This window comes from Phaeobacter sp. CECT 5382 (assembly GCF_001457775.1).
Taxonomy (GTDB): domain Bacteria; phylum Pseudomonadota; class Alphaproteobacteria; order Rhodobacterales; family Rhodobacteraceae; genus Pseudophaeobacter.
Window position 1 is genome coordinate 36,962 of sequence record NZ_CYSG01000021.1, and the last position, 20,898, is coordinate 57,859.

A 20,898-nucleotide genomic window follows, 5' to 3' on the forward strand; every position below is an offset into this window, starting at 1 on the left:
ATCCGCATACTGCCAACCAATAGGCAGCGCACAGAACAAAGCACAGAACTAACCGGGAAAGACAAAGAAAAGACCACACGACAATTCTGGGAGGAAATCGTCATGAGAAATTCCGTATTCGCCGCCACATCAACTTTGGCGCTGCTGGCCGCAGTCAGTGTCAGCGCAGGCCCCCAAGCAGAAGTCTTACATTGGTGGACCTCGGGCGGGGAGGCAAAATCCGTCGCCGTGCTGCAAGAAGAGTTTGCCGCAAATGGTGGCACCTGGACCGATATGCCCGTGGCCGGCGGCGGTGGTGATGCCGCCATGACCGCCCTGCGTGCCCGGGTGCTGTCCGGCAACGCGCCCGCCGCCGTGCAACTGAAAGGCCCGGCCATTCAGGAATGGTTTGATGAAGGCGTGCTGGCTGATATCTCGTCGGTCGCCGAGGCCGAAGGCTGGGACAAGGTGCTGCCCGCCTCCATCGCGGCGCATATGAAATGCGAAGGCAGTTGGTGCGCCGCCCCGGTCAATGTGCACCGGGTTGACTGGCTGTGGGCCAATGCGGAAATCCTGTCCGCAAATGATATCGAGATGCCAACTAGTTGGGCAGAGTTCAATGCTGCCGCCGACAAACTGCAGGCCGCCGGGGTGATCCCGCTGGCCCATGGCGGACAGGCCTGGCAGGACGCCACCGTGTTCGAGGTGGTCGCCCTGGGCATTCTGGGCGTCGAGGGCTTTCACAAAGCCTTTGTCGAGCTGGACCCAGCAACGCTGACCTCTGACAAAATGCATGCGGTGTTTGACCAGATGCGCAAGATGCGTGGCTATGTGGACAGCAATTTCCCCGGACGCGACTGGAACCTTGCGACCTCGATGGTGATGAATGGCGAAGCCGCCTTTCAGATCATGGGCGACTGGGCCAAAGGTGAATTCCTGGCCGCAGGCAAGGTGCCGGGCGAGGATTTCCTCTGTGCCTCGGCACCGGGCAATGGTTTTCTGTATAATGTCGACAGCTTTGCCATGTTCGACGTGGACGGCGCAGAAAAACAAGACGGTCAGGCGCTCTTGGCCAAACTGATCGTCGGGCAGAACTTCCAGAAGGTCTTCAACCTCAACAAGGGGTCGATCCCGGCCCGCGTCGATGTCAACATGGCGGAGTTCGACAGCTGCGCGCATCTATCGGCGGCCGAAATGACCTCCAGCTCAAAAGAAGGCTCTTTGCTGCCCAGCTATGCCCATGGCATGGCGCTGCGCGGTGCCCAGTCCGGGGCCATCACCGATGTGGTGACAGCACATTTCAACTCTGACATGTCCTCTGACGAAGCCGTGACGATGCTGGAAAATGCGGTGAGAAACTCTCTCTGATCTATCCGATCACAGTTCACATCAGTGCCCCATCCCGCGTTAACATGCGGGGTGGGTCGGGGCTAAGAGGGGCGTAAATTCAATGACTGCATGGCTGGAACGGCAGATCCCAAAGATGGTGCTGGCGCCTTCTTTCGTGGCGGTCCTGATCTTTGTCTACGGCTTCATCGGCTGGACCGCATGGGTCTCTCTGACGCGATCACGGCTGCTGCCGAAATATGACCTGCACGGATTTATTCAATACAAACGGCTCCTTGCGTCGCCACGCTGGGATACGGCAATGGACAATCTGTTTGTCTTTGGAGCCCTTTTCATTGGCATATCAATGCTGTTGGGGCTGCTGCTGGCGATCCTGCTGGACCAGAAGATCCGCGTCGAAGGCGTGCTGCGCACCATCTATTTGTATCCGATGGCGCTGTCGATGATCGTCACTGGCACTGCCTGGAAATGGATCATGAACCCCGGTCTGGGCCTGGAGGCAATGGTGCGCAGCTGGGGCTTTGAAAGCTTCTCCTTTGCCTGGGTGATCGATCCCAAGATGGCGATCTATGCCGTCGTCATCGCAGGTGTCTGGCAGGCCTCCGGCTTTGTCATGGCGCTGTTTCTGGCCGGGCTGCGCAGCGTTGATGGTGAAATCATCAAGGCCGCTCAGGTCGATGGCATCCCCGGCTGGCGGATCTATTCGGCCATTATCCTGCCCTCGATGGCACCAATATTCCTGTCCGCCTTTATCGTGCTGGCGCATCTTGCGATCAAAAGCTTTGATCTGGTTATCGCCCTCACCGGTGGCGGGCCGGGATATGCCACAGATCTGCCCGCCACCTATATGTATGCCATGGCCTTTTCGCGCGGTGACATCGGTCAGGCGGCGAGTTCCGCCATGGTGATGATGGCGGTCGTCTTTGCCATCGTGGTGCCCTATCTCTATTCCGAATTGAGAGCGAAACATGACTGATTTCATCTCGTCCACGGGCCTGCCTGCTGCCAGTCGCGCACCATCCCGGCCTGCCCAGATTGCACTGCGCTGGCTGCTGTTCACCCTGCTGGGGGTGTTTGCGCTGTTCTATCTGATGCCGCTCTTTGTCATGGTAACCACCTCGCTCAAAAGCCTTGAGGAAATCCGCACCGGCAGTCTGGTGGCCTTTCCGCGTGAGATCACGTTCGAGGCCTGGCGCACCGCCTGGTCCGGGGCCTGTACCGGCATCCAGTGCGAGGGGCTGCGCCCCTATTTCTGGAATTCGGTGATCCTAGCGGTGCCTGCGGTGCTGATCTCGACCTTTCTGGGGGCGGCCAATGGCTATGTCATCGCCCAGTGGAATTTTCGCGGTGCCAACCTGATCTTTTCGGCGATGCTGTTTGGCTGTTTCATCCCCTTTCAGGTGGTGCTGTTGCCAATGGCGCGCATGCTGGGCCTGATGGGGATTGCCGGCACAATTCCGGGGCTGATGTTTGCCCATGTGATCTATGGCATTGGCTTTACCACGCTGTTTTTCCGTAATTTCTACGTCACGGTGCCGGGCGATCTGGTCAAAGCTGCCAAGGTCGACGGCGCGGGTTTCTTCCGTATCTTCTGGTCGATCTTTTTGCCGCTCAGCCTGCCGATTTTCGTAGTCACTGTGATCTGGCAATTCACCCAGATTTGGAATGATTTCCTGTTTGGCGTGAGCTTCAGCCAGGCGGGCACCCAGCCGGTCACGGTGGCGCTGAATAATATCGTCAACTCCACCACCGGGGTGAAGGAATACAACGTCGATATGGCCGCCGCCATCATCGCTGCCCTGCCAACACTGCTGGTCTATGTGGTTGCCGGTAAATATTTTATCCGCGGTCTCACCGCCGGTTCCGTGAAAGGTTGACCCCATGGATCCTATCCTCAACATCAAGAACCTCAGCAAGAGCTATGGCCAGCTGGAGATCCTGCAAGAAATCAATGTCGCCATTGATCGCGGTGATTTCCTGGTTCTGGTCGGCCCCTCGGGCTGTGGCAAATCCACCCTGCTCAACTGCATTGCCGGGCTGGAGCCGATATCAGCCGGGTCGATCAGCATCGACGGGCGCGACATGACGCATGTCAGCCCAAAGGACCGCGATATCGCCATGGTGTTCCAGTCCTACGCGCTTTATCCCACCATGACGGTCGCGAAAAACATCACTTTTGGCATGAAGGTGCGCGGCGTGGATACCGCCACCCAGGCACGCAAGCTGGACGAGGTGGCACGGCAGTTGCAAATCGAGCCTCTGCTCAACCGACGGCCCGGTCAACTATCGGGTGGACAGCGTCAGCGGGTCGCCATGGGGCGTGCGCTGGTGCGGGATCCGAAACTGTTCCTGTTTGACGAACCCCTGTCCAATCTGGATGCCAAACTGCGTGTCAGCATGCGCAGCGAGATCAAGAAACTGCACCAGAGCCTCGGCGCAACCATGGTCTATGTCACTCATGATCAGATCGAAGCGATGACACTGGCGACCAAGATCGTGGTGATGAAAGGCGGTATCGTGCAGCAGATCGGCACCCCGGCCGAGATCTACAACCATCCCGCCAATCTGTTTGTGGCCGATTTCATGGGCTCACCCGCGATGAACCTGATCCCGGCCCGCACCCGGCGAAAGGGGCAGGAAACCCTGATCGAAATTGCCCGCGCCGAAGGAGACCCGATGCTGCTGGCTGGGCCGGATGGCAGCGATCTGCCCCAAGATATCATTCTGGGGCTGCGCCCCGAAGACATCGCCGAGGCCGGTTTTCGCAGTGGCGATCGGGTGCAGGCCGCCCAGTGCCGCATCGATCTGGTGGAGCCTGCCGGGGCGGATACTTATGTGGTGTCACAACTGGGGGGCAGACAGGTCACCGCCCGTCTGCATGCAGAAACCAAAGCCCAACCCGGCGCCATGCTGGAGCTTGCATTCGATCTCGCCAAGGTGTCCTATTTTGCACCAGATACTGGCGAAAGGCTGAACTGAAGATGGTCCGACTGGTAGCAGATCTTGGCGGCACCAATTGCCGCCTGGCGCAGATCACGGATCCTAAAACTTGCGCAGGCAGCGCGCCACAGGCCATTCAAAGCTATCGGATCGATGGGTTCAACGATTTTGCCAGCCTTGTGCGGCGCTATCTTGAGGACAGCGGTCAGCCTGATCTGTCAGAAATGGTCATCGCAGTAGCCGGTCCAGTTTCCGATTGCCGCCTTGCGGGGAGCGGCCAGATCGCCAAGGTCACCAATTGGGACTGGCAAATATCATCCACTGAACTGGGACAAGCTTTTGGCGATATTCCTGTTGGTATCATCAATGACCTAAACGCACTGGGGCATAGTCTAACCGACCTGAAGAGCGGCGATCTGCAGGCGCTTCATCCGCCAGAACTGGCACAGGATTACGCCCAGGATGACGGCCTAGGACAGCAGCAGCGCTTGGTCATCGGCATCGGCACCGGGTTCAATCTGAGCCCGGTGATCACCACCCAGCAGGGCAGCAGCTGCCTTGCGGGTGAATATGGCCATGTCGCCTTGCCACAGGATGTGCACCTTGCCCTCGCCGCACGGCTGGGCGGGCGGGCCGACCAGTTTCGCAGTGTTGAATGCTGTTTTTCGGGCCGCGGCTGCGAAGCACTTTTTGCTGCGTTTACCCCTCAAAGCACACTGAAAGGTGCCGCAGATATTCTGCACCTGGCACCACAGGCAGAAACAAAGGCATTTCAGGAGTTCTATGCCAACCTTCTGGCCCTGCTCTGTCGCAACCTGCTCAAAGGGTTTCTGCCACGCGAAGGGATCTATTTTGCCGGCAGTATCGCACGCAGCCTGCTGACGGGCCCGGCCTCGGCCCGATTTGCCAGCCAGTTTTTCGAACCGGACCCGCAGTTTCCTGACATTGCCGCGCCTGTCTATATCCTTTTGGACGATGCTGCCGCGCTGAAAGGCTGCGCCCGGTATAGGTTCAGCCCGGTAGAGGTTCAGGGATAATTTCGGCGTCCCTAACCCGCCGCACGCGGCCTTCAGGCGATCGCAGCTTCCGTTTTTTCAGCCAACTCGCCTGTGATCCATTCAACGGCAAACCTGAAGGCAATGATCAAAACCAGTGGCGTTGCCAGAGCCAGGCCGGCAAAAACACCTGCCATCGCCGGGGCCCCCGCCCCCATCTGAACAGCGATGATCTGCACCTGTACAAAGGCCGTGACTGGAAAGGTGAAACTGGCCCAGGCCGGGCTCCAGCCGCCCTGTGTCAGCCAGGCTGCCGACACTAAAAACCCTAGGGCCACAAGGCTGGACAGCCAGTAAAACACCCAGAATCCCGTCTCAAATCCCAATAGGGCGAAACTGATGGCAAACAGACAGTTGGGCGACAAAAAGATCACCAAGGCCGGACGCATCTTAACAGCCAGAGGCGCCTGCAACAGCCGCCGCCCATAGCCAAGGGTGATCACCACAAAGGCCCCAAAAGCCGCCAGCGTTAGCAAAAGACTCTCGGTGACATAGCCCAGCGACACACCGGCGATGGGACCAACAACCGGCCCGACAAAGCTCAAATACTGAAACGGAGAGAACTGTCGGAGCGCTGGAGCATCTTGCCAAATGGCCCAGCAGACAGTTGCACTAGCGAGAATCTGCAACAGCACCCCACACCACCAGACCTGGGCGACGGCGATGTCCAGCGGCATCAAAGCTGCTGCGAGCAGCATCATGCACATGGCAGCGGCCGCAATCCCGGCACGGGCCGGTGCCTGAACCAGGTCCTCCAGGACGACTTTCGGACGTGACAGAGTTTTGACCAGATAGAGCGCCAGAAACCAGAGGAAATATGCGGTCGCAAACCCCAAAATCAGATCACCGATCTGATTTGCGACGGGCAGGATTTCAGCCGACTTGCGCCAGGCCAGGCCCAGCCCCATCACGCCGAGACAAACCGGAAAAACAGCTGGCGGCGCCCGGCGCCAAAGCAGACCTTTTTGCACGTTTGCCACCTTCACCTTCGCTGATCCGAAGCCCTGTGAATACGGGTTGAAAAACGCGCTGTCCATTCTGGGTAGGGTGACAAATCCGTTATGGCCGCCTGCTCTGGAGCGGTCCAGACCATACGTCTTTACCGCATCCCACAATCCCTTGAAAAAACGAGGGGTTAATCAGATCGTCAAGGTCCCCACGCTGGCCCCGCCACAAACATAGAGCGTCTGGCCGGTGACAAAGCCGTTTTCGGGATCACAGAAATACAAAAAGGCGTTGGAAACATCACGCGGCACGCCCAGACGCCCAACAGGCAGACTGGCTGCCAGCTTTGCCTCGCGCTCAGACCCCTGGGCCACAATGCCCCAAAAATTATCCGTCTGTACCGGCCCAGGTGCCACCACATTGACAGTGATGCCGTGTGGCGCGAGCTCCAGCGCCCAGGTGCGCGCCATGCCGATCACCCCGGCCTTTGACGCGGCATAAGCGGTGCGGGTCGGCACGCCCAGCGCCGCACGCGAACCATTGAACAGCACCCGGCCAAACTGGCGCGCCTTCATGGCCGGCAAAAAGGCCTGCAGCAATGTCAGAGCAGACCCCAGCTGCAGCTGGGCCAGACCGGTGATGTCACCGGGCGTTGCGTCTTCGAGCAGATTGGGCCAGATCACCCCGGCGTTTTGCACAAAATGCGTCACCTCATAGGCGCTAGCAATCTGGGCTGCGACCTGTGCGACAGCCGCAGCGTCCAGCAGATCGGCCTGCATCTGAATCAGCGCCTCAGGCACATCCGAGGCCTTGCTGCGGGCGATCGAAATCACCGTGTAGTCCAGATCCAGCAACCGTTTGGCCAGATCCAGACCTATGCCCTTGCTGCCTCCGGTGATCACGGCGGTATGTTTCATGCCGTCTCCTCCACCAGGGCGAGCACCCGCAGGGGGCTGCCGGTACCGCCTTTGATTTTCAGTGGTGCTGCAATTAGCATTGCCCCTGTGGCAGGCAGCTGATCCAGATTGTTGAGACATTGCAGACCGTATTTTCCGGCCCCATGCAGGATGAAATGGGCCGGATAAGGCGGCACATAGTGCATGCCCTGCCCGGCATCTGTGCCAACGGTTTCGGTGCCAAAGCCGCGAATGTTGCGGTGTTCGACCAGATAGCGCATTGCTTCAGGGTCAGGCCCCGGCGAATGTGGCCCGTCATCCTGCATGTTCAGATAGGCAGCGCCGCGCCGTTTCGACCAATCCGTTCGCATCAAGACCCAGGCGTCTTCCGGGATGGGGCCATGTTCCGCCTCCCAAGACTGAATTTCCGCAACGGTGAGTTCAAAATCATCGTCCGCCGCCGCGCCTTCGGAACAATCGATCACCACCACCGGACCAACAAAGGCCTGCAGCGGGATTTCATCCACCGCCCCATGGGCCACATCGCGCCCCGAGATCCAGTGGCTGGGAGCATCAAAATGGGTGCCGGTATGTTCCGACATCGAGATATTATGCCATTTCCAGGCGGGGCCGCGATGATCATAGGCGCTGACCTCCTCCATGCGGAAACGCGCGCATTGACCAAATTCCGGCGGCAGTATGATCACCGGAAAATCAGGATCAAGCCGATGCGTCAGATCCACCATGCGGATCGCCCCCGAGGCCAGCGCCTGGGCCAGGTCTGCAAGCTGTGTCATGACGATCTTCCTATTTTACAGTCCATCTGCGGCCCCCATGGTCATCTCCCGTTCCAGCACCTTGGGATCCCGGCGCATCCGGGCAATCAGATCCTGTGCGACATCGCCGCAATACACATCCTCCAGCCCGTCGTGCAGCCCCGCCACAATGGATCGTGCAAGCCCCCTGGGCAGCACCTTGGGCGGCGGCAAGGGCTGATGCCAGTCATCCTCCGTGGGGCCGGTAAAAACATTCATCAGCCGCAGGCCTGCGCCGCGAAATTCTCCCCGCAGGCTCTGGCTGAGCGACAGGGCTGCCGCTTGTGAAGCCGAGAAACTGCCAAACCCGGGCGCGGGCATCAGCGCATGGGCCGACAAAATGTTGACCCAGGCAGTTGCCGCGTTTACCCCGTCTGCCGTGCGTGCGCACATGCCGGGGCCAAAGCTTTGCGCCAACCGCATCAATCCCAGATAGTTCACGTCCATTTCCTGCTGCGCAAAGGCGGTATCGGCCCGCGTCAGAGCACTGCCCGGCCGGATAAAGCGGGCGGTGTTGATCAGGATATCCACCTTGCCGCCAATCTCCCCAGCCAGTTCACGGGTGCTGCTGGCATCCGTCACATCCAGTGGCAGGATTTCGACCTGGGCGATCTCTGACAGGGCCTGTTGTTGCGGGTTAGGGCGCCAAGTCTCTGAAACGCCCACAAAGATCGTGCTCGCCCCCGCAGTCACCAGGGCTTTGGCCAGAACCGGCGCCAAATCACTACGCCCTTCGGTGATCAACACCCGCCGGTGTTTCGGATCCGATGTCAGGGCGCGCAGTTGCGGGTCGTCTTCCATGTTCGGGCTCCTGTCCAGCGGCAGGGCAAAGAGCACCCCCTGCCCGGCGCGATCCAATCGGTTTATCAACCTCACCGGGCTGCGCGGAGCAACGTCGCCATGCACATGGCACAGGATCACCGGCCCCGCGTTCAGTTTGACAGAGCCCAGTCGCCATGGCGCACGTTCACGGAAATAGAGGTTGGTCGAAGTGCGTACCGTGGTTTCAGCCAAAAGGTCCCCATGCGGGTCGATATCGCGCCAAGGCAGATTGACGGACAGGCATGTGCTGCAGGCATCGCGCGGCGGGTATTGTACAGAACCGCAAGCCGCGCAGACCTGTAGCGCAAAGCGTCCTTCGGCAGCCGCAGCCGTCAGTCCCAGTGCTGCACGGCTGCGCGCTTCGGGGGGACGGGTTGGCGACAGGGTGCGGTTTTGCGGGTTCTTCTTTGGCGGCGGCTGCAATGGGGTGCTCATGCCTGACCTCCTTGCAAAATGGCAGCGCTGGAACAGACACCGCGATCATAGTTGATCATGCCAAAGCCAGACACCATAGCCCGGCTTGCGCCAGCCACCTGGGTCGGCCCGGCCTGCCCCGTTACCTGGCGGATTGCCTCGACCAGGCCAATAAAACCACCCGCCGCCCCTGCCTGCCCCCCGGACAGCTGCCCGCCCGAGGTATTGTGGGGAAAATCACCTGTCACGGTCAGATCATGATCGCGAACAAATTGCGCCGCCGTGCCCTTGGCACAAAACCCCAGATCTTCGATCTGCATCATCGAGATCACCGGATAGTCGTCATAGGTTTGCAGCAGGTCGATATCTGCTGGCGCACAGCCTGCCTGACTCCAGAGATCGTCGATATCGATCGTCCAGCCGCCCCGCAGCTGGATCGGGTCTGATGCATGGGCATTGTGGCGCTCGATCGCGCCTGAAATGGTGGCAAAGGGAAGATTGCGCCGCTGTGCCTCCTCTACGGTCATAACCAAAAAAGCCTCGGCGCCGGCACAGGGCATGACGCAATCAAACAGCGCAATCGGGTCGGCAATGGGACGCGCATCCAGATATTGTTCCAGCGTCAGCGGTTTTTTCATCACAGCACCGGGATTGTTCAGCGCATTGTGCCGCTGTGCGACGCAGATACGACCAAAATCCTCGCGGGTTGCGCCATATTCATGCATGTAACGGTCTGTCAGCAGGGCAAAATTCGCATTTGGCCCGCCATATCCATAGGGATAGGACGCATCCATCGCAAAGCGGCTGAACGACGACAGCAAAGAGCGGAAACTGTCGATGTGATTGGTATCACCCGCTACACAGGCGACGATGTCAGCGTCTCCGGCCTGCACCGCGCGGGCCGCCTTGCGTAGCGAAATCACCCCGGAGGCACCGCCCATCGGAATATGATCCAGCCAGCGCGGTGTCAGGCCCAGATGCTGCGTCAACCCAACAGCGGTATCGGGAAACAGGGTAAAGCTAGAGACCGAAAACCCGTCGAGCTCTGCCGGTTTCATCCCTGCCGTCCGCAAGGCCGTCCCAAGCGCGCGGGCAATCCACCAATGCGCCGTCTCGATCGAATAGCGCTGATAGGGGATCGAGGTCGGCGCGACAAGCGCCACCCCCTCGTAGGACTGTTGCGGGCGGGAGATCCCTCCGCCATTCTGGTCGACTGCCTGCCCGCCTGCTGCTCTGGAGTCGCTCATGCCACTTGCCTTTTCTTCAGATGCGCGACGCTGACTGTCGCGGGATCCGTCATCAGCTCTGCGGCAAGCGTTTTCAGCGCCGCCCTCTGGATCTTTTGTGTCGCAGTCAGCGGCAATTTTTGCACAAAGGCGATATGGCCGGGCACTTTATAATAAGCCATCTGATCCAGCGCCCAGCGACTGATCTCTTCTGCCAGCTCTGGCCCTGCGTTGGGACTGTTCTCTCCCTCCGACACCAAGGTCAGGCAAGCAAAGACCTCATCACCGCGAATAGCATCCGGCACTGGGGCGACGGCGGCAGCTTTGACAGCCGGGTGGCGCATCAGGATCGACTCGACCTCGACGGCGGCGATATTTTCGCCCGAGCGACGAATGACGTTTTTCTTGCGATCAACGAAGAACAAGAAACCCGCCGCATCCGCGCGCACCACATCCCCGGTGTGAAACCAGCCGCCTGCCCAGGCTTCATCGGTGGCATTCGCATTTTTATAGTATGACTGGAAAAAGCCCGCACGCGGGTCTGCCCCTTTGCGCCGCACCAGCAGTTCACCAGGCGTGCCTGTTGGCACTGGCTGGCCGTCTTCGCCCTGCAGCAAAACTTCCAGCCCCGCGGGCACTCGGCCCAGCGCCGAACATCCGATCAGCCGATCCGTCTCATGATTGGAAATCACCGCCCCCGCGCCAGTTTCAGTCATCGCCCAGGCCTCCATCAGTGGAAAGCCAAAGCGGGTCTCAAAGGCTGCGTGCAATTTTGGGTCAACCCCGGCGCCAAAGCCGAACCGCACGCTATGGCTGCGCTCAGCTGCACTGGGTTCCAGCCCCATCAGCATCGAGGGCATCACGCCAAGGTAATGCAGACAGGTGGCGCCGCTGTCTTTGACATCCTGCCACCAGCTGCGCGGATGGAACCGGTCCAGCACCGTCAGACAGCCGCCTGTCGCCAGCATGGCCATGAAAGAATACGCCATTGCATTCATGTGAAAGATTGGCAGCGGCGTGATCATGCGCTCGCCTGTGGTGGTCAAAGACACGATACCGCCGAGCCCGGCATACCAGCGCGCCACCTGCAGGAAGTAGTCATTGGTGAGCACGCAGCCCTTGGGCTGCCCCGTAGTGCCAGAGGTATAGAGAACGGCGGCCTCTTGTGATGCGGCCCCATCGCCCGATGTGTTGCAGTGCGCGACGGCAGCTCCCGGGCGCGGTGCGGGGAGATCTACAGTCAGCGTGATCACCGGCAAAGCCAGACCGCTTGCCTCTGCCGCCAGTTGCAGTTCTGCCCGGCGCCCGGTCAGTGTAATCACCAATGCAGGTTCGGCATGCGACAGCAGATACTCCAGTTCGGCGGCGCGCAGATCCGGGTTGATCGGCACCACCGAGGCGCCGATCCGGTTGAGCGCGAGCCAGATCAGAAAGAACACCGGCCGGTTTTCCAACAACAAGGCCACCCGCATTCCAGGGCCATATCCCGCCAATGTGAAGCGGTCTGCCCAGATCGATACCGCCTGTTCGGCGGTGCCATAGGTGATTTCGCCCGGCGCAATATCGTAGATCTCTGCCGTGGCAGGCAGGACGTTCAGCATTGGACGGCTGGGATACTGTGCGACCGAGGCTGCAAACAGATCATAAACCCGCTGGTGATCTGTCTCTGTCATGGCAGCAACTGGATGTTGCCAAAGGCCGCATCGCAATTCAGCAGATCGACCCGTTTGTTGGCGATCCGAAGGTTTCCGTCGACCAAGCGCAGCTCATGCGTGGCCACCAGCGCCAGCAGGAATTGCTCATCTAGTCGGGTTTCGACGTAATGCATCGATGTATTGGTGACAAAGCGTCCGGCTTGCGCATCGAATTCATCAATGAAGGGGCGTTGGATCACGTGACTGCAGCGGCTTTTGGGTTTCTGGCTGAAGGTCCGTTCGCCATTCAACCGTTCCACCCTCAGGCGCCGCATGAAGTGGTCCTCATAGAGCAAAGAGGTCACCAGATCTGGATCAGCCTGCTTGTAGTCCAGCGGCATCCAGTAATGCCCCTCCTCCAACCAGAGGTCGAGCCATTCGCTGAACCGTCCCTCGTCCAGCATCCGCACCTCGGCGTAGAGAAAATCTATGACATCGTCACGGCTGACAGTCATTGGGCGGCCTCCTCTGTCGTGCCGCCCATCGAGACAGTGATGAAATGTGCCCAGGCCTGCATCTGGTTGCGCATCTGTCGCTCTGTGGTGCCGTTTTCGACCTGCGCCGCACTGTAGTCTTCGACCTCAGTGTGCAGGCGCTGGATATTGATCCATTCCAGCCCGTCCACATGCAGCCCTTCCTGGGCGCGCTCGTACATTTCCAGATCATCATGCCCCACCATCGAAGTCGGGGCGTTGATCAGCCGGTTATACATCGCGGTGCGCTGTAACAGCACATCCGGTGCCCCGACCAGCCGGTAGACATAGCTTTCCACCAGGGTGCGGTCCGGCCCCAGCGGAATGAAATTGCGCAGCTGCTGCACCGGCCCTTTGATCATGATATTGGGGAAATAGACAGTGTTATGGCGGTTCTCGCCCAAGATTTCCTGCGCCTTTTCAGCACCATGGGCGGCGGTCATGCTGTCCAGATAGTCCGGCGCCATGGAATAGTCGGAATGGATCGAGTGATGCACCCCGGTGTGGCCATGCCCATTAGGCCAGGTGCGGATGCCCATTTCCTCAAAGAATTCATAGGGCGACATGAAAGGCGCGATGATCTCCATCGCCATGGGTTTGGGCCTGTCGTCTGGCCAATCGCTGTCCTCAAACAGCTTGATGGCAGTACCGGCGCTGCTTTCATGGGCCACCATCGGGTGACAGGTGTCGGTCTGGTTATCTACCAACATCTTCCAGTTGCACTTGTGCATATAGCGCAGTGGCGGCCCTGCGACCTCCAACCGGCCTTCGGGGGCGCGATCCACCATATTGTCGAGGCTGCTGAGAGACTCGCCAAAATAGTCGTCAAAGCTGATGCCGGTCGCAGCCAAACGCGCAAAGACAAAGCCGCGATGGTTCTGCACGGCCCCCACCGGCAGCATGCCATGGCTGGCTTCGCTTTCGCTGAAATCGGTGTCGGCATAGCCCTTTTTCAGCGGGATCGCCAACAGGCAGCCGTTGGTTTTGAAGCTCCAGGCGTGATAGGGACAGCGGAAGAACTTGCCGGTATTGCCGCTGCGATCAATGGCGATCTTGGTGCCTTTGTGCGGGCAGCGGTTGAGCAGCACATGGATTTCATTGTCCGTGTGGCGCACCATGATCACCGGCTGATCACCGATTTGGGTGGTGATATAGTCTCCCTTGGCCGGGGTCTGGCTGTCATGACCGACAAAGACCCAAGTATTGGCAAAGAGATGTTTCATCTCCAGCGCATAGATTTCCGCATCAATATAGGTGTCGCGGTGCACCTGATGCTGCTGCACCAGGGCCGAGACCGCCGCCGGATTGTCGCTGTATTTTCCCATCACGTTCCCCTCCGCTTGTCTCTTCAGATATCCAGCACCAGACGCGCTGATTTTGCCCGGCTGACGCAGATCTGCATGACTTTGCCTGCTGCCCGCTCCGCCTCAGAGAGCACCACATCGCGGTGATCGGGGGTGCCGCTCAGCACATCTGTCTGGCAGATGCCGCAATCGCCGCGGGCACAGTCAAACATCACATCGACACCTGCCTCTTCCAGCACCTCGACGATGGTTTGGTCGGCGGGCACGGTGAAGACACGGCCATCGCCGATCTCCACCTCAAACGGCTGATCCCCTGATTGAGTTTCCGGCGCAGTGAACAGCTCGAAATGGATCTGCGTTTTGGCAAACCCGGCAGTCTCTGCCAGATCACGCACCGCGTCGATCATGCCCTTGGGGCCGCAACAATAGATATGTGTCTTCGGGCTGGCCGCCGCGATCAGTGCCGCCAGATCAATCGCTGCGGTGTCGTCAAACCAGCAGGTCAGCCTGTCGCCAAGCAGCGGCGTTAGTCGGCCCTGAAAGGCGCAGAGCTCCCGCGTCCGGCAGGCATAGTGCAGTGCAAAATCCTCGCCGCGCGCGCTCAGCTCCGTCGCAAAGGAGATCAGCGGCGTCACCCCGATCCCGCCAGCAAGCAGCAGCGCAGGGGCCGCGTCATCGTGAAGCTCAAAATCACTTTTGGGCAGGCTCACAGAGATCTTGTCGCCGGGGGCCAAGGCGTGCATCGCAACCGATCCCCCTGCCCCTGCGGCCTCACGCTGAACCGCTACACGGTAGCTTTCCGGCACTGCTGCGGGAGAGGTGAAATCCACCAACGAATAGGAGCGCAAACCCAGCGGGCCGAGGTCAAAATCCAGATGCGCGCCCGGCGCATAGGCTGGCAGTGCCGCCCCATCGGGCGCAGCCAATGTAATCATGCGGATATGGTCCGAAAGCGCCTCGCTCGACGTTACTGTCAGGCTCTGTGTCACCGGCACGCCTCCCTGGTCAATTCTGTCTGTTGTTGCGTTACTTGATATTTTGTATGATTTTTCATGTTTAAATGTCAAATATCATCTGTAAAACTGCGCAAAGTGCGCATCGCGCCCGTCAGGGCCTCACCCTCGGCATCCATCAGTGCCGCCTGTCGTAGCCTGCGGAGCCAATCCGCGCCGTCGTCGCGCGCTTCAATCAAGGGTATTGCGCTGAAAACAATATAAAATTTTGACAGGCCGCGTTTGTGTGTATCGGAATAGCCCTTGATCAGGCGCTGGCAGGCCAGGAGTTCGCAGGCCAGATCATAGCGCGCCCCCGCGAGTGCCAGTGCCGCAGATTTCAGCCGGTGCAGATGCGCGAGCTCAACCTGATGCCGCATCAAACGTGGTCGCCAGGGGCGGAGCGCCGCCAAGAGCCAGAGCAACAAAAAGCCGCGTAACCTATCACTGCGCAGACGTCGGCCCCGCCGCGTCAGCCGCGCCAATAGTCCTTGCATCCAACGGTTCTGCCCTACCCGATTGGCCAGCCCCGGCGGCAAAAGCGACGTCAGCTCTTCGGGGCGGGGGTGGAAATATTCCGTGACCTGCACGATCTGGCCTGTGCCAATTTCCTGTTCGCGCCGCAGACGGTGCTGTCGCGCGCTGCGAGTTTTCAGATCGGCCACCCGCAGAATATCATCATAACACATTGCATTAGCGATGTATTTTGCGGCCTGTTGCGACAGCTGATAGTCTTGTGCCGGATCGTCCAGCGCCAGAAAGTCATCAAGGTGCTCCAGATAAGCGCGCCCATAGGCCAAGTCTTGATAATCCACCACCCGGCGCAACCCGGCATTTGCCATGGCGTGCACTGGCAATGGCAGCGCCTGAACCCGCTGCTGCATGTCCTGCCATTGGCGCATCAGGGCAGGCTTGCCTGCGACAGGCTTCGCCCCCGCCTGCGGCGCTCGTTCAGCCGCCTTCGCAGAGACTCGATCGTAGTTCAGCGCTGCATGAAACGCCGCCAGACTGGCCTCGACCCCGCGACCGGAGCCTTTGATCACCGTCTCAAACATCTCAACCGGAAACGGCAGAACCTCGGCCCGCGCCAAGCCGCCAAACAGGCTGGCAGAAATGACGCTTCCCGCGTCGCGCGCCAGAGTTTCCATATCAAAACAGACCAGCTGCCGCGCTGCACTGCGCAAAGAGGTCAGAACCGCTTCACTCTCTTTGCGACCATCCCCCGGTTCCTGCTTTTCCGACACAGCCAGAATACGATGCGACGAGGCAATCAGCGTGGTCCGGTCCGGCGTTACAAAGCCGCGCAGCACCGCACGCCCGGCCTCCATTAGCTCAGAGGCGATGAGCACATCAATATCCCCCGGCGCAGGGCTCAACCCAAAGACCACCGGGCGCGTCGATTTGGGCGCCATTTCAACGTAGTATATCGTGGCCCCGGTTCGCTGTGCGACCCCGGCCACTGACGTGACCTGAACGCTGTAACCGCCCAAAGTGGCGAGATCTGCCACCCAGTTTGACAGCACACCGCCGCCCTGCCCGCCGACCGCAACGATGGCCATTTTCAAGATCTCTGATGAACTATCCATCGCAGTTTCGGCGCTCATGTTGCGGCCTCTGGATCAAACTGCAGGCGGCGCCGCGCCCGCAGATGTTGCAGGGCACCAATCACCCTGCCCCGCCAGCCTGCACGCAGCCTGTCATAGCGGGTCGGGTTCTGCACAAGGTCGGCCTGATAAAACGAGGGGCAAAGCACTGCCGCATCAGCGACTTCGCCGCAGGTGCCACAGCCGACGCAATTGTTGTCGATACTGGCCACCGGATCGTCGCGCAGCGGGTCCGCCAGCGGTTTCAGCGTCAGCGAGGGGCAGCCCGACAGCCGGATACAGGCGTGATCGCCAGTGCAAATGTCCTCGTCCACGCCAAAGCGGCTGCGCAGCAGGCGCTTGCCTTCGACCTCTGCCTGACGCTTTATCGGCTTTTCGCGGCGTTGCCGGTTCAGCATGCATTCCGAAGCCGCGATGATGACTTTGGGGCCTGCGATATCAGTGGTCAGCGCTTCATGCAGCGTGTCGCGCATCCGGGTTACGTCATAGGTGCGATCAATCTGGCGGATCCATTGCACGCCGACCCCAGCTACAGCCTTGGCAATCGGGTTCTGGGTGGTGCGGTGCTGGTTATCTGCCCGCGAGGACAGAATGTCCTGCCCACCTGTGGCCGCCGAATAGAAATTATCGACAATGACGATGACCCCATCATCCTGATTATACACCGCATTCCCGATCGAGCTGGTCAATCCATTGTGCCAGAACCCGCCATCGCCCAAAAAGCTGATCGACCGCTTGCCAGCCGATCTGTCATTCAGCGCCGAGGCCGAGGCTGGCCCAAGCCCATAGCCCATGGTGGTGGCCCCAAGATTGAAGGGCGCGTTGATCGAAAACAGATGGCAGCCGATGTCGCTGGCGATGTGATGCGGCCCCAGCTCCTGTTCGACCAGCTTGGTGGCGGCAAAGATCGGCCGCTCAGGGCAGCCAACGCAGAACCCGGGCGGGCGGGCGGGCACGTTTTCTTCCAATGCAGCGGGGCGCAGGATTGGTGGCGTATTCGGAGCGCGCGCCCGGGCAGGCAAAAGATCTGCAGCCTGCTTGCGCAAAAACTCACCGATGGCCTGCAGCATCACCGGTGCGGTCAACTCTCCGGCCTCTGGGAACAGATCCTGCCCCTTGCCAAACAGCTGCGCTGTGGCACCTGCCTTGTGCAGTATGGACCGGATGTTCTGCTCAATGTAGTCGGGGTGGCCCTCTTCAACCACCAAAAGCGCGTCTTTGTTTGCGGCAAATTCCAGCAATTCTTCATCAACCAGCGGATAGACCACATTCAGCACATAGAGCGGGATCTCGGTTTCTCCGTGAATGTCGGCCAGACCGAGCCGTTGCAACGCCCGGATTACACCATTGTACATACCGCCCTGCAGGATAATGCCGCAGCGATGGTCAGGATTGCCAAACTGCTCGTTCAGCCCCTCGGAGCGAATAAAGGCGCGTGCAGCTGGCAGGCGCTGCGCGACTTTCTCCTGCTCATGCAAAAAGGAGGCCGGTGGCAGCACGATCCGGTCCAGATCCCGTTTCGGCTGTTCCAGCGCGTCTCGCACCGTCATCGACGGGCGTTGATTGTCGCGCGCCTCGAATTCGCCAAGCAGATGACAGGCACGGATGCGGATCTGCAGCATCACCGGCGCATTTGACGCCTCCGACAGGCGGAAACCATCGCCGACGGATTTTACAATCGCGGGCAGATTGGGGCGCGGATCCAGCAGCCAGATCTGGCTTTTCATTGCAAAACCATGGCTGCGCTCCTGCATGATCGAAGAGCCTTCACCGTAGTCTTCGCCCACGATCACCAATGCCCCGCCCCTGACACCTCCCGAGGCCAGATTGGCCAGCGCATCCGAGGCGACATTGGTGCCAACAGTGGATTTGAACGTCACTGCGCCGCGAATGGGATAATGTACCGAAGCCGCCAGCGAGGCCGCAGCTGTCGCCTCAGAGGCACTTGCCTCGAAACGCACACCCAGCTCCTGCAGCAATGGCGTGGCATCGGCCAGAACATCCATCAGATGGCTGATCGGAGAGCCCTGATAGCCACCGACATAACCCACACCGTTTTCCAATAGTGCCTTGGTGATGGCCAAAATACCCTCGCCGCGAAAGGTTTCACCCGCGCCGATCCGAAGGTGCTCCACCTCTTGCTTGAATGATCTCTCTGCCACGGCGCGCTCCATTATTTATGATTTATCATATAAAGAGCTGTGCAAACCTGTCAATCACCAACCGCGCTGCAAAACACAGGTGGAGCGAAGCTGATTTGGAACCTGATCTAGATCGGATTTTTTCTGATATTCTTGAGCACCGTCATAAGGATGCGCTGCAGTGCTTCGCGGTCCTCTGATGAGAGACCCTTCAGCATGGTCTCATTAGCGCCGGTCAGGACGGGCCAGACCTGTTCATAAAGCGCCGCACCGCTTTCGGTCAGCTCCACCACCCGCGAGCGGCTGTCTTCTTCACTGACGCGGCGGGTGATACGGCCTTCGGCTTCGAGCTTGTCCAGGGCACGGCTCATGGCGGGCTGTTCGGCGATGGCATGCACACAAAGTTCATTCACTGTCATCTGGCCATAGACCTTGAGACTGACGATGATCCGCGTGGCGACTGTGGTCAGACCTGCTCCCTTGATATCTGCCTTCACCGATTGATTGTAGCGATGCACGATCCGGTTCAACAGGTAGGAGGTGATATTGCCCAGCTTTGGGCCCTGATCGGCTTGATCTGTGTCGATATGATCTTTGGCGGTCCGGGTCACAACTAGGCTCCTATTCAGGCGGGCGGTCTCAGGCAAGAAGATCTCTCAGCCGTACAGACATATGACAATTCTCAGCGCCTGTCACAATTCTCTGTCCCTGCTCTCTGTCCCTGCTCTTTGGGTCTGACACATGGCTTCGGGCAGACGTAGCCTCACCGTCGGCTCTGTCAACAAATGATACACGGGGTTTGGGCCGAAACGTCCGAAGCTCTGGCCATTGGTCTCGCCAGCCCAACCGCAGCAACATCCAGACCGATCGCGTGTTGGTAAATGCATTCTCAACGACAACGCCGGGGGTCAGGATCCCCCGGCGCTGTTTTTAGCGCCTTTATTTCGCGGCAGCCATTTCTGCTGCAATCATGTCATAGGCAGCCTGCGCATCAATGCCCGTTGCGGCCACTTCTGTCAGGATCTTGCTACGAACGTGCTCTGCCATTGCGGCAAATGCGGCTTGGTCCGCCTCTGATGCGGTGAATATCTTGTTGTCATCAGCAGCCTCGGTCACCGCGCGAGCAGCCGCGTCATGAGCATCCCATGCTGCGCCAAAGACCCGGCTTGCGGTCTCACCAAAGACCTTTTCATCTAGTGCGGTGCGCACGTCTTCCGGAAGGGCATCAAAGGTTTCCTGGCTCATCAGAACCGCAAAAGAGCCACGATACAGGCCGCCGGGCATCTCATAGACGTTCTTGGCCACTTCGGTCAGCTTGAAACCTGTGCGTTCACCGATATTCATCGCCACCGCATCCGCCGCACCTGACGACAGGGTTTCATAGACTTTGGGTGCCGGAACCTGAATGCCAACCAACCCCAGCTCTGCCCCGACATCCGCCGAAACACCGCCCCCAAGGCGGGTCTTCAGCCCCTTGAGGTCCGCCAGCGACGCGACATCGGAATTGGTATGGATCTGCCCGGGACCATGGGTGGTCAGTGCAACCAGTTTAACACCGCGATGTTCGTCCAGCGCTGCCAGATGCGCTTCGTGGACGCGCCAATAGGCCACCGAGGACGCCTCGGCGCTGCCCTGATAGCCTGGCAGTTCGATCAGTTTGGTGGCAACAAACCGGCCTGGCTGATAGCCATGAAAGATGATGGTCATGTCGGCGGCACCGTCCATCACCAGATCCATCTGCGCCGGAGGTGGAGCCAGCCCGTGCTTCAGCTCGCCGACCACTTCGCCATCGGTGGCTTCCGACATCATGTCGATCAGAACCTCAAGCATCTGGGTGTTGATCGGATGGGACGGCGGCAACCAAGTTGAGACGGTGAGCTTGGTTTCGGCAACAAGCGGTGTCGCCAGAACCGCAAGGCTCAAGGCTGCGGCTGCACATCTGCGCGTGAATGATTTCATTGTGTTCTCCCTGGTATCGTTCTTGGTTGGTGCATTTTTCTAATTATTATTGAAACGTCATTAACATGATTTTTCATGTAATTCAAGATTTCTGACCTCATCGCATGACTGCCGACACGACGGTCAGCACGACAGCAGGCAAGATGGCCAACACGTTAGGGATATCTTTCGGGGTTCAAAATGGGGAGCCGCCCCTCGCCAGAAACAGAAATTCAAGCCTACTGGCGCTTTCAAAGACCCGTTCAATCATCACTTGCATGAAAGCCGCAATTCGACATTCTGGTACAGGCTC

The 20,898-nt window shown here is 59.3% G+C and carries 18 protein-coding genes; 5 read left to right on the top strand and 13 right to left on the bottom strand.

The annotated features are described in order from the left end of the window. The first annotated feature begins 102 nt into the window (after window positions 1–102). From PH5382_RS16835 to PH5382_RS16855, 5 genes are all read left to right on the top strand, one after another. A complete protein-coding gene (locus tag PH5382_RS16835) occupies window positions 103–1,347 on the top strand; it encodes an ABC transporter substrate-binding protein (RefSeq protein ID WP_058335562.1) in 1,245 nt (414 codons plus the stop codon). A gap of 82 nt (window positions 1,348–1,429) precedes the next feature. After that, complete coding sequence (locus tag PH5382_RS16840; RefSeq protein ID WP_058335563.1) at window positions 1,430–2,302, top strand: carbohydrate ABC transporter permease; 873 nt, start codon at window positions 1,430–1,432, stop codon at window positions 2,300–2,302. After that, window positions 2,295–3,203, top strand: coding sequence for a carbohydrate ABC transporter permease (locus tag PH5382_RS16845; RefSeq protein ID WP_058335564.1), 909 nt, complete (start codon window positions 2,295–2,297; stop codon window positions 3,201–3,203). Before PH5382_RS16840 ends, PH5382_RS16845 begins: the two co-directional genes overlap by 8 nt. Window positions 3,204–3,207: 4 nt before the next feature. Then, window positions 3,208–4,305: an ABC transporter ATP-binding protein gene (locus tag PH5382_RS16850; protein ID WP_058335565.1), complete on the top strand. Its 1,098-nt coding sequence runs from the start codon at window positions 3,208–3,210 to the stop codon at window positions 4,303–4,305. Between the two features lie 2 nt (window positions 4,306–4,307). After that, window positions 4,308–5,303: a glucokinase gene (locus PH5382_RS16855; RefSeq protein ID WP_058335566.1), complete on the top strand. Its 996-nt coding sequence runs from the start codon at window positions 4,308–4,310 to the stop codon at window positions 5,301–5,303. A 32-nt stretch (window positions 5,304–5,335) separates the two neighbouring features. Here PH5382_RS16855 and PH5382_RS16860 read toward each other — a convergent pair whose 3' ends face one another. The 13 genes from PH5382_RS16860 to PH5382_RS16920 form a co-directional block, all read right to left on the bottom strand. After that, complete coding sequence (locus PH5382_RS16860) at window positions 5,336–6,307, bottom strand: TDT family transporter (RefSeq protein ID WP_231751916.1); 972 nt, start codon at window positions 6,305–6,307, stop codon at window positions 5,336–5,338. Between the two features lie 153 nt (window positions 6,308–6,460). Then, window positions 6,461–7,183 (bottom strand): SDR family oxidoreductase, encoded by a 723-nt coding sequence (locus tag PH5382_RS16865; RefSeq protein WP_058335568.1) that lies wholly within the window; start codon window positions 7,181–7,183, stop codon window positions 6,461–6,463. Further along, entirely contained in the window at window positions 7,180–7,959 is a 780-nt protein-coding gene (locus PH5382_RS16870) for a cyclase family protein (protein WP_058335569.1), read from the bottom strand. Before PH5382_RS16870 ends, PH5382_RS16865 begins: the two co-directional genes overlap by 4 nt. Before the next feature lie 15 nt (window positions 7,960–7,974). After that, complete coding sequence (locus PH5382_RS16875; RefSeq protein ID WP_058335570.1) at window positions 7,975–9,234, bottom strand: SDR family NAD(P)-dependent oxidoreductase; 1,260 nt, start codon at window positions 9,232–9,234, stop codon at window positions 7,975–7,977. Continuing rightward, the gene (locus PH5382_RS16880; protein ID WP_231751917.1) at window positions 9,231–10,460 is read right to left on the bottom strand and encodes a thiolase family protein; all 1,230 of its coding nucleotides are present in this window, start codon (window positions 10,458–10,460) and stop codon (window positions 9,231–9,233) included. The genes PH5382_RS16875 and PH5382_RS16880 overlap by 4 nt, the downstream gene beginning before the upstream one ends. Beyond that, a complete protein-coding gene (locus PH5382_RS16885) occupies window positions 10,457–12,112 on the bottom strand; it encodes an AMP-binding protein (RefSeq protein WP_058335571.1) in 1,656 nt (551 codons plus the stop codon). Before PH5382_RS16885 ends, PH5382_RS16880 begins: the two co-directional genes overlap by 4 nt. Beyond that, window positions 12,109–12,588 (bottom strand): aromatic-ring-hydroxylating dioxygenase subunit beta, encoded by a 480-nt coding sequence (locus tag PH5382_RS16890; RefSeq protein ID WP_058335572.1) that lies wholly within the window; start codon window positions 12,586–12,588, stop codon window positions 12,109–12,111. The genes PH5382_RS16885 and PH5382_RS16890 overlap by 4 nt, the downstream gene beginning before the upstream one ends. Continuing rightward, on the bottom strand, window positions 12,585–13,931 hold the full coding sequence (locus PH5382_RS16895) for an aromatic ring-hydroxylating dioxygenase subunit alpha (protein WP_058335573.1): 1,347 nt from the start codon (window positions 13,929–13,931) through the stop codon (window positions 12,585–12,587). Before PH5382_RS16895 ends, PH5382_RS16890 begins: the two co-directional genes overlap by 4 nt. A 23-nt stretch (window positions 13,932–13,954) precedes the next feature. Next, window positions 13,955–14,899 carry a PDR/VanB family oxidoreductase gene (locus PH5382_RS16900; RefSeq protein WP_231751918.1) on the bottom strand — a complete coding sequence of 315 codons (945 nt, stop codon included), beginning with the start codon at window positions 14,897–14,899 and terminating at the stop codon, window positions 13,955–13,957. Window positions 14,900–14,973: 74 nt separating this feature from the next. Further along, entirely contained in the window at window positions 14,974–16,506 is a 1,533-nt protein-coding gene (locus PH5382_RS16905; RefSeq protein ID WP_058335575.1) for an indolepyruvate oxidoreductase subunit beta family protein, read from the bottom strand. Beyond that, window positions 16,503–18,668: a thiamine pyrophosphate-dependent enzyme gene (locus tag PH5382_RS16910; RefSeq protein WP_058335586.1), complete on the bottom strand. Its 2,166-nt coding sequence runs from the start codon at window positions 18,666–18,668 to the stop codon at window positions 16,503–16,505. The genes PH5382_RS16905 and PH5382_RS16910 overlap by 4 nt, the downstream gene beginning before the upstream one ends. A gap of 107 nt (window positions 18,669–18,775) precedes the next feature. Then, on the bottom strand, window positions 18,776–19,258 hold the full coding sequence (locus PH5382_RS16915; protein ID WP_058335576.1) for a MarR family winged helix-turn-helix transcriptional regulator: 483 nt from the start codon (window positions 19,256–19,258) through the stop codon (window positions 18,776–18,778). Between the two features lie 328 nt (window positions 19,259–19,586). Beyond that, window positions 19,587–20,606 carry a TRAP transporter substrate-binding protein gene (locus PH5382_RS16920; RefSeq protein WP_058335577.1) on the bottom strand — a complete coding sequence of 340 codons (1,020 nt, stop codon included), beginning with the start codon at window positions 20,604–20,606 and terminating at the stop codon, window positions 19,587–19,589. Window positions 20,607–20,898 lie beyond the last annotated feature (292 nt).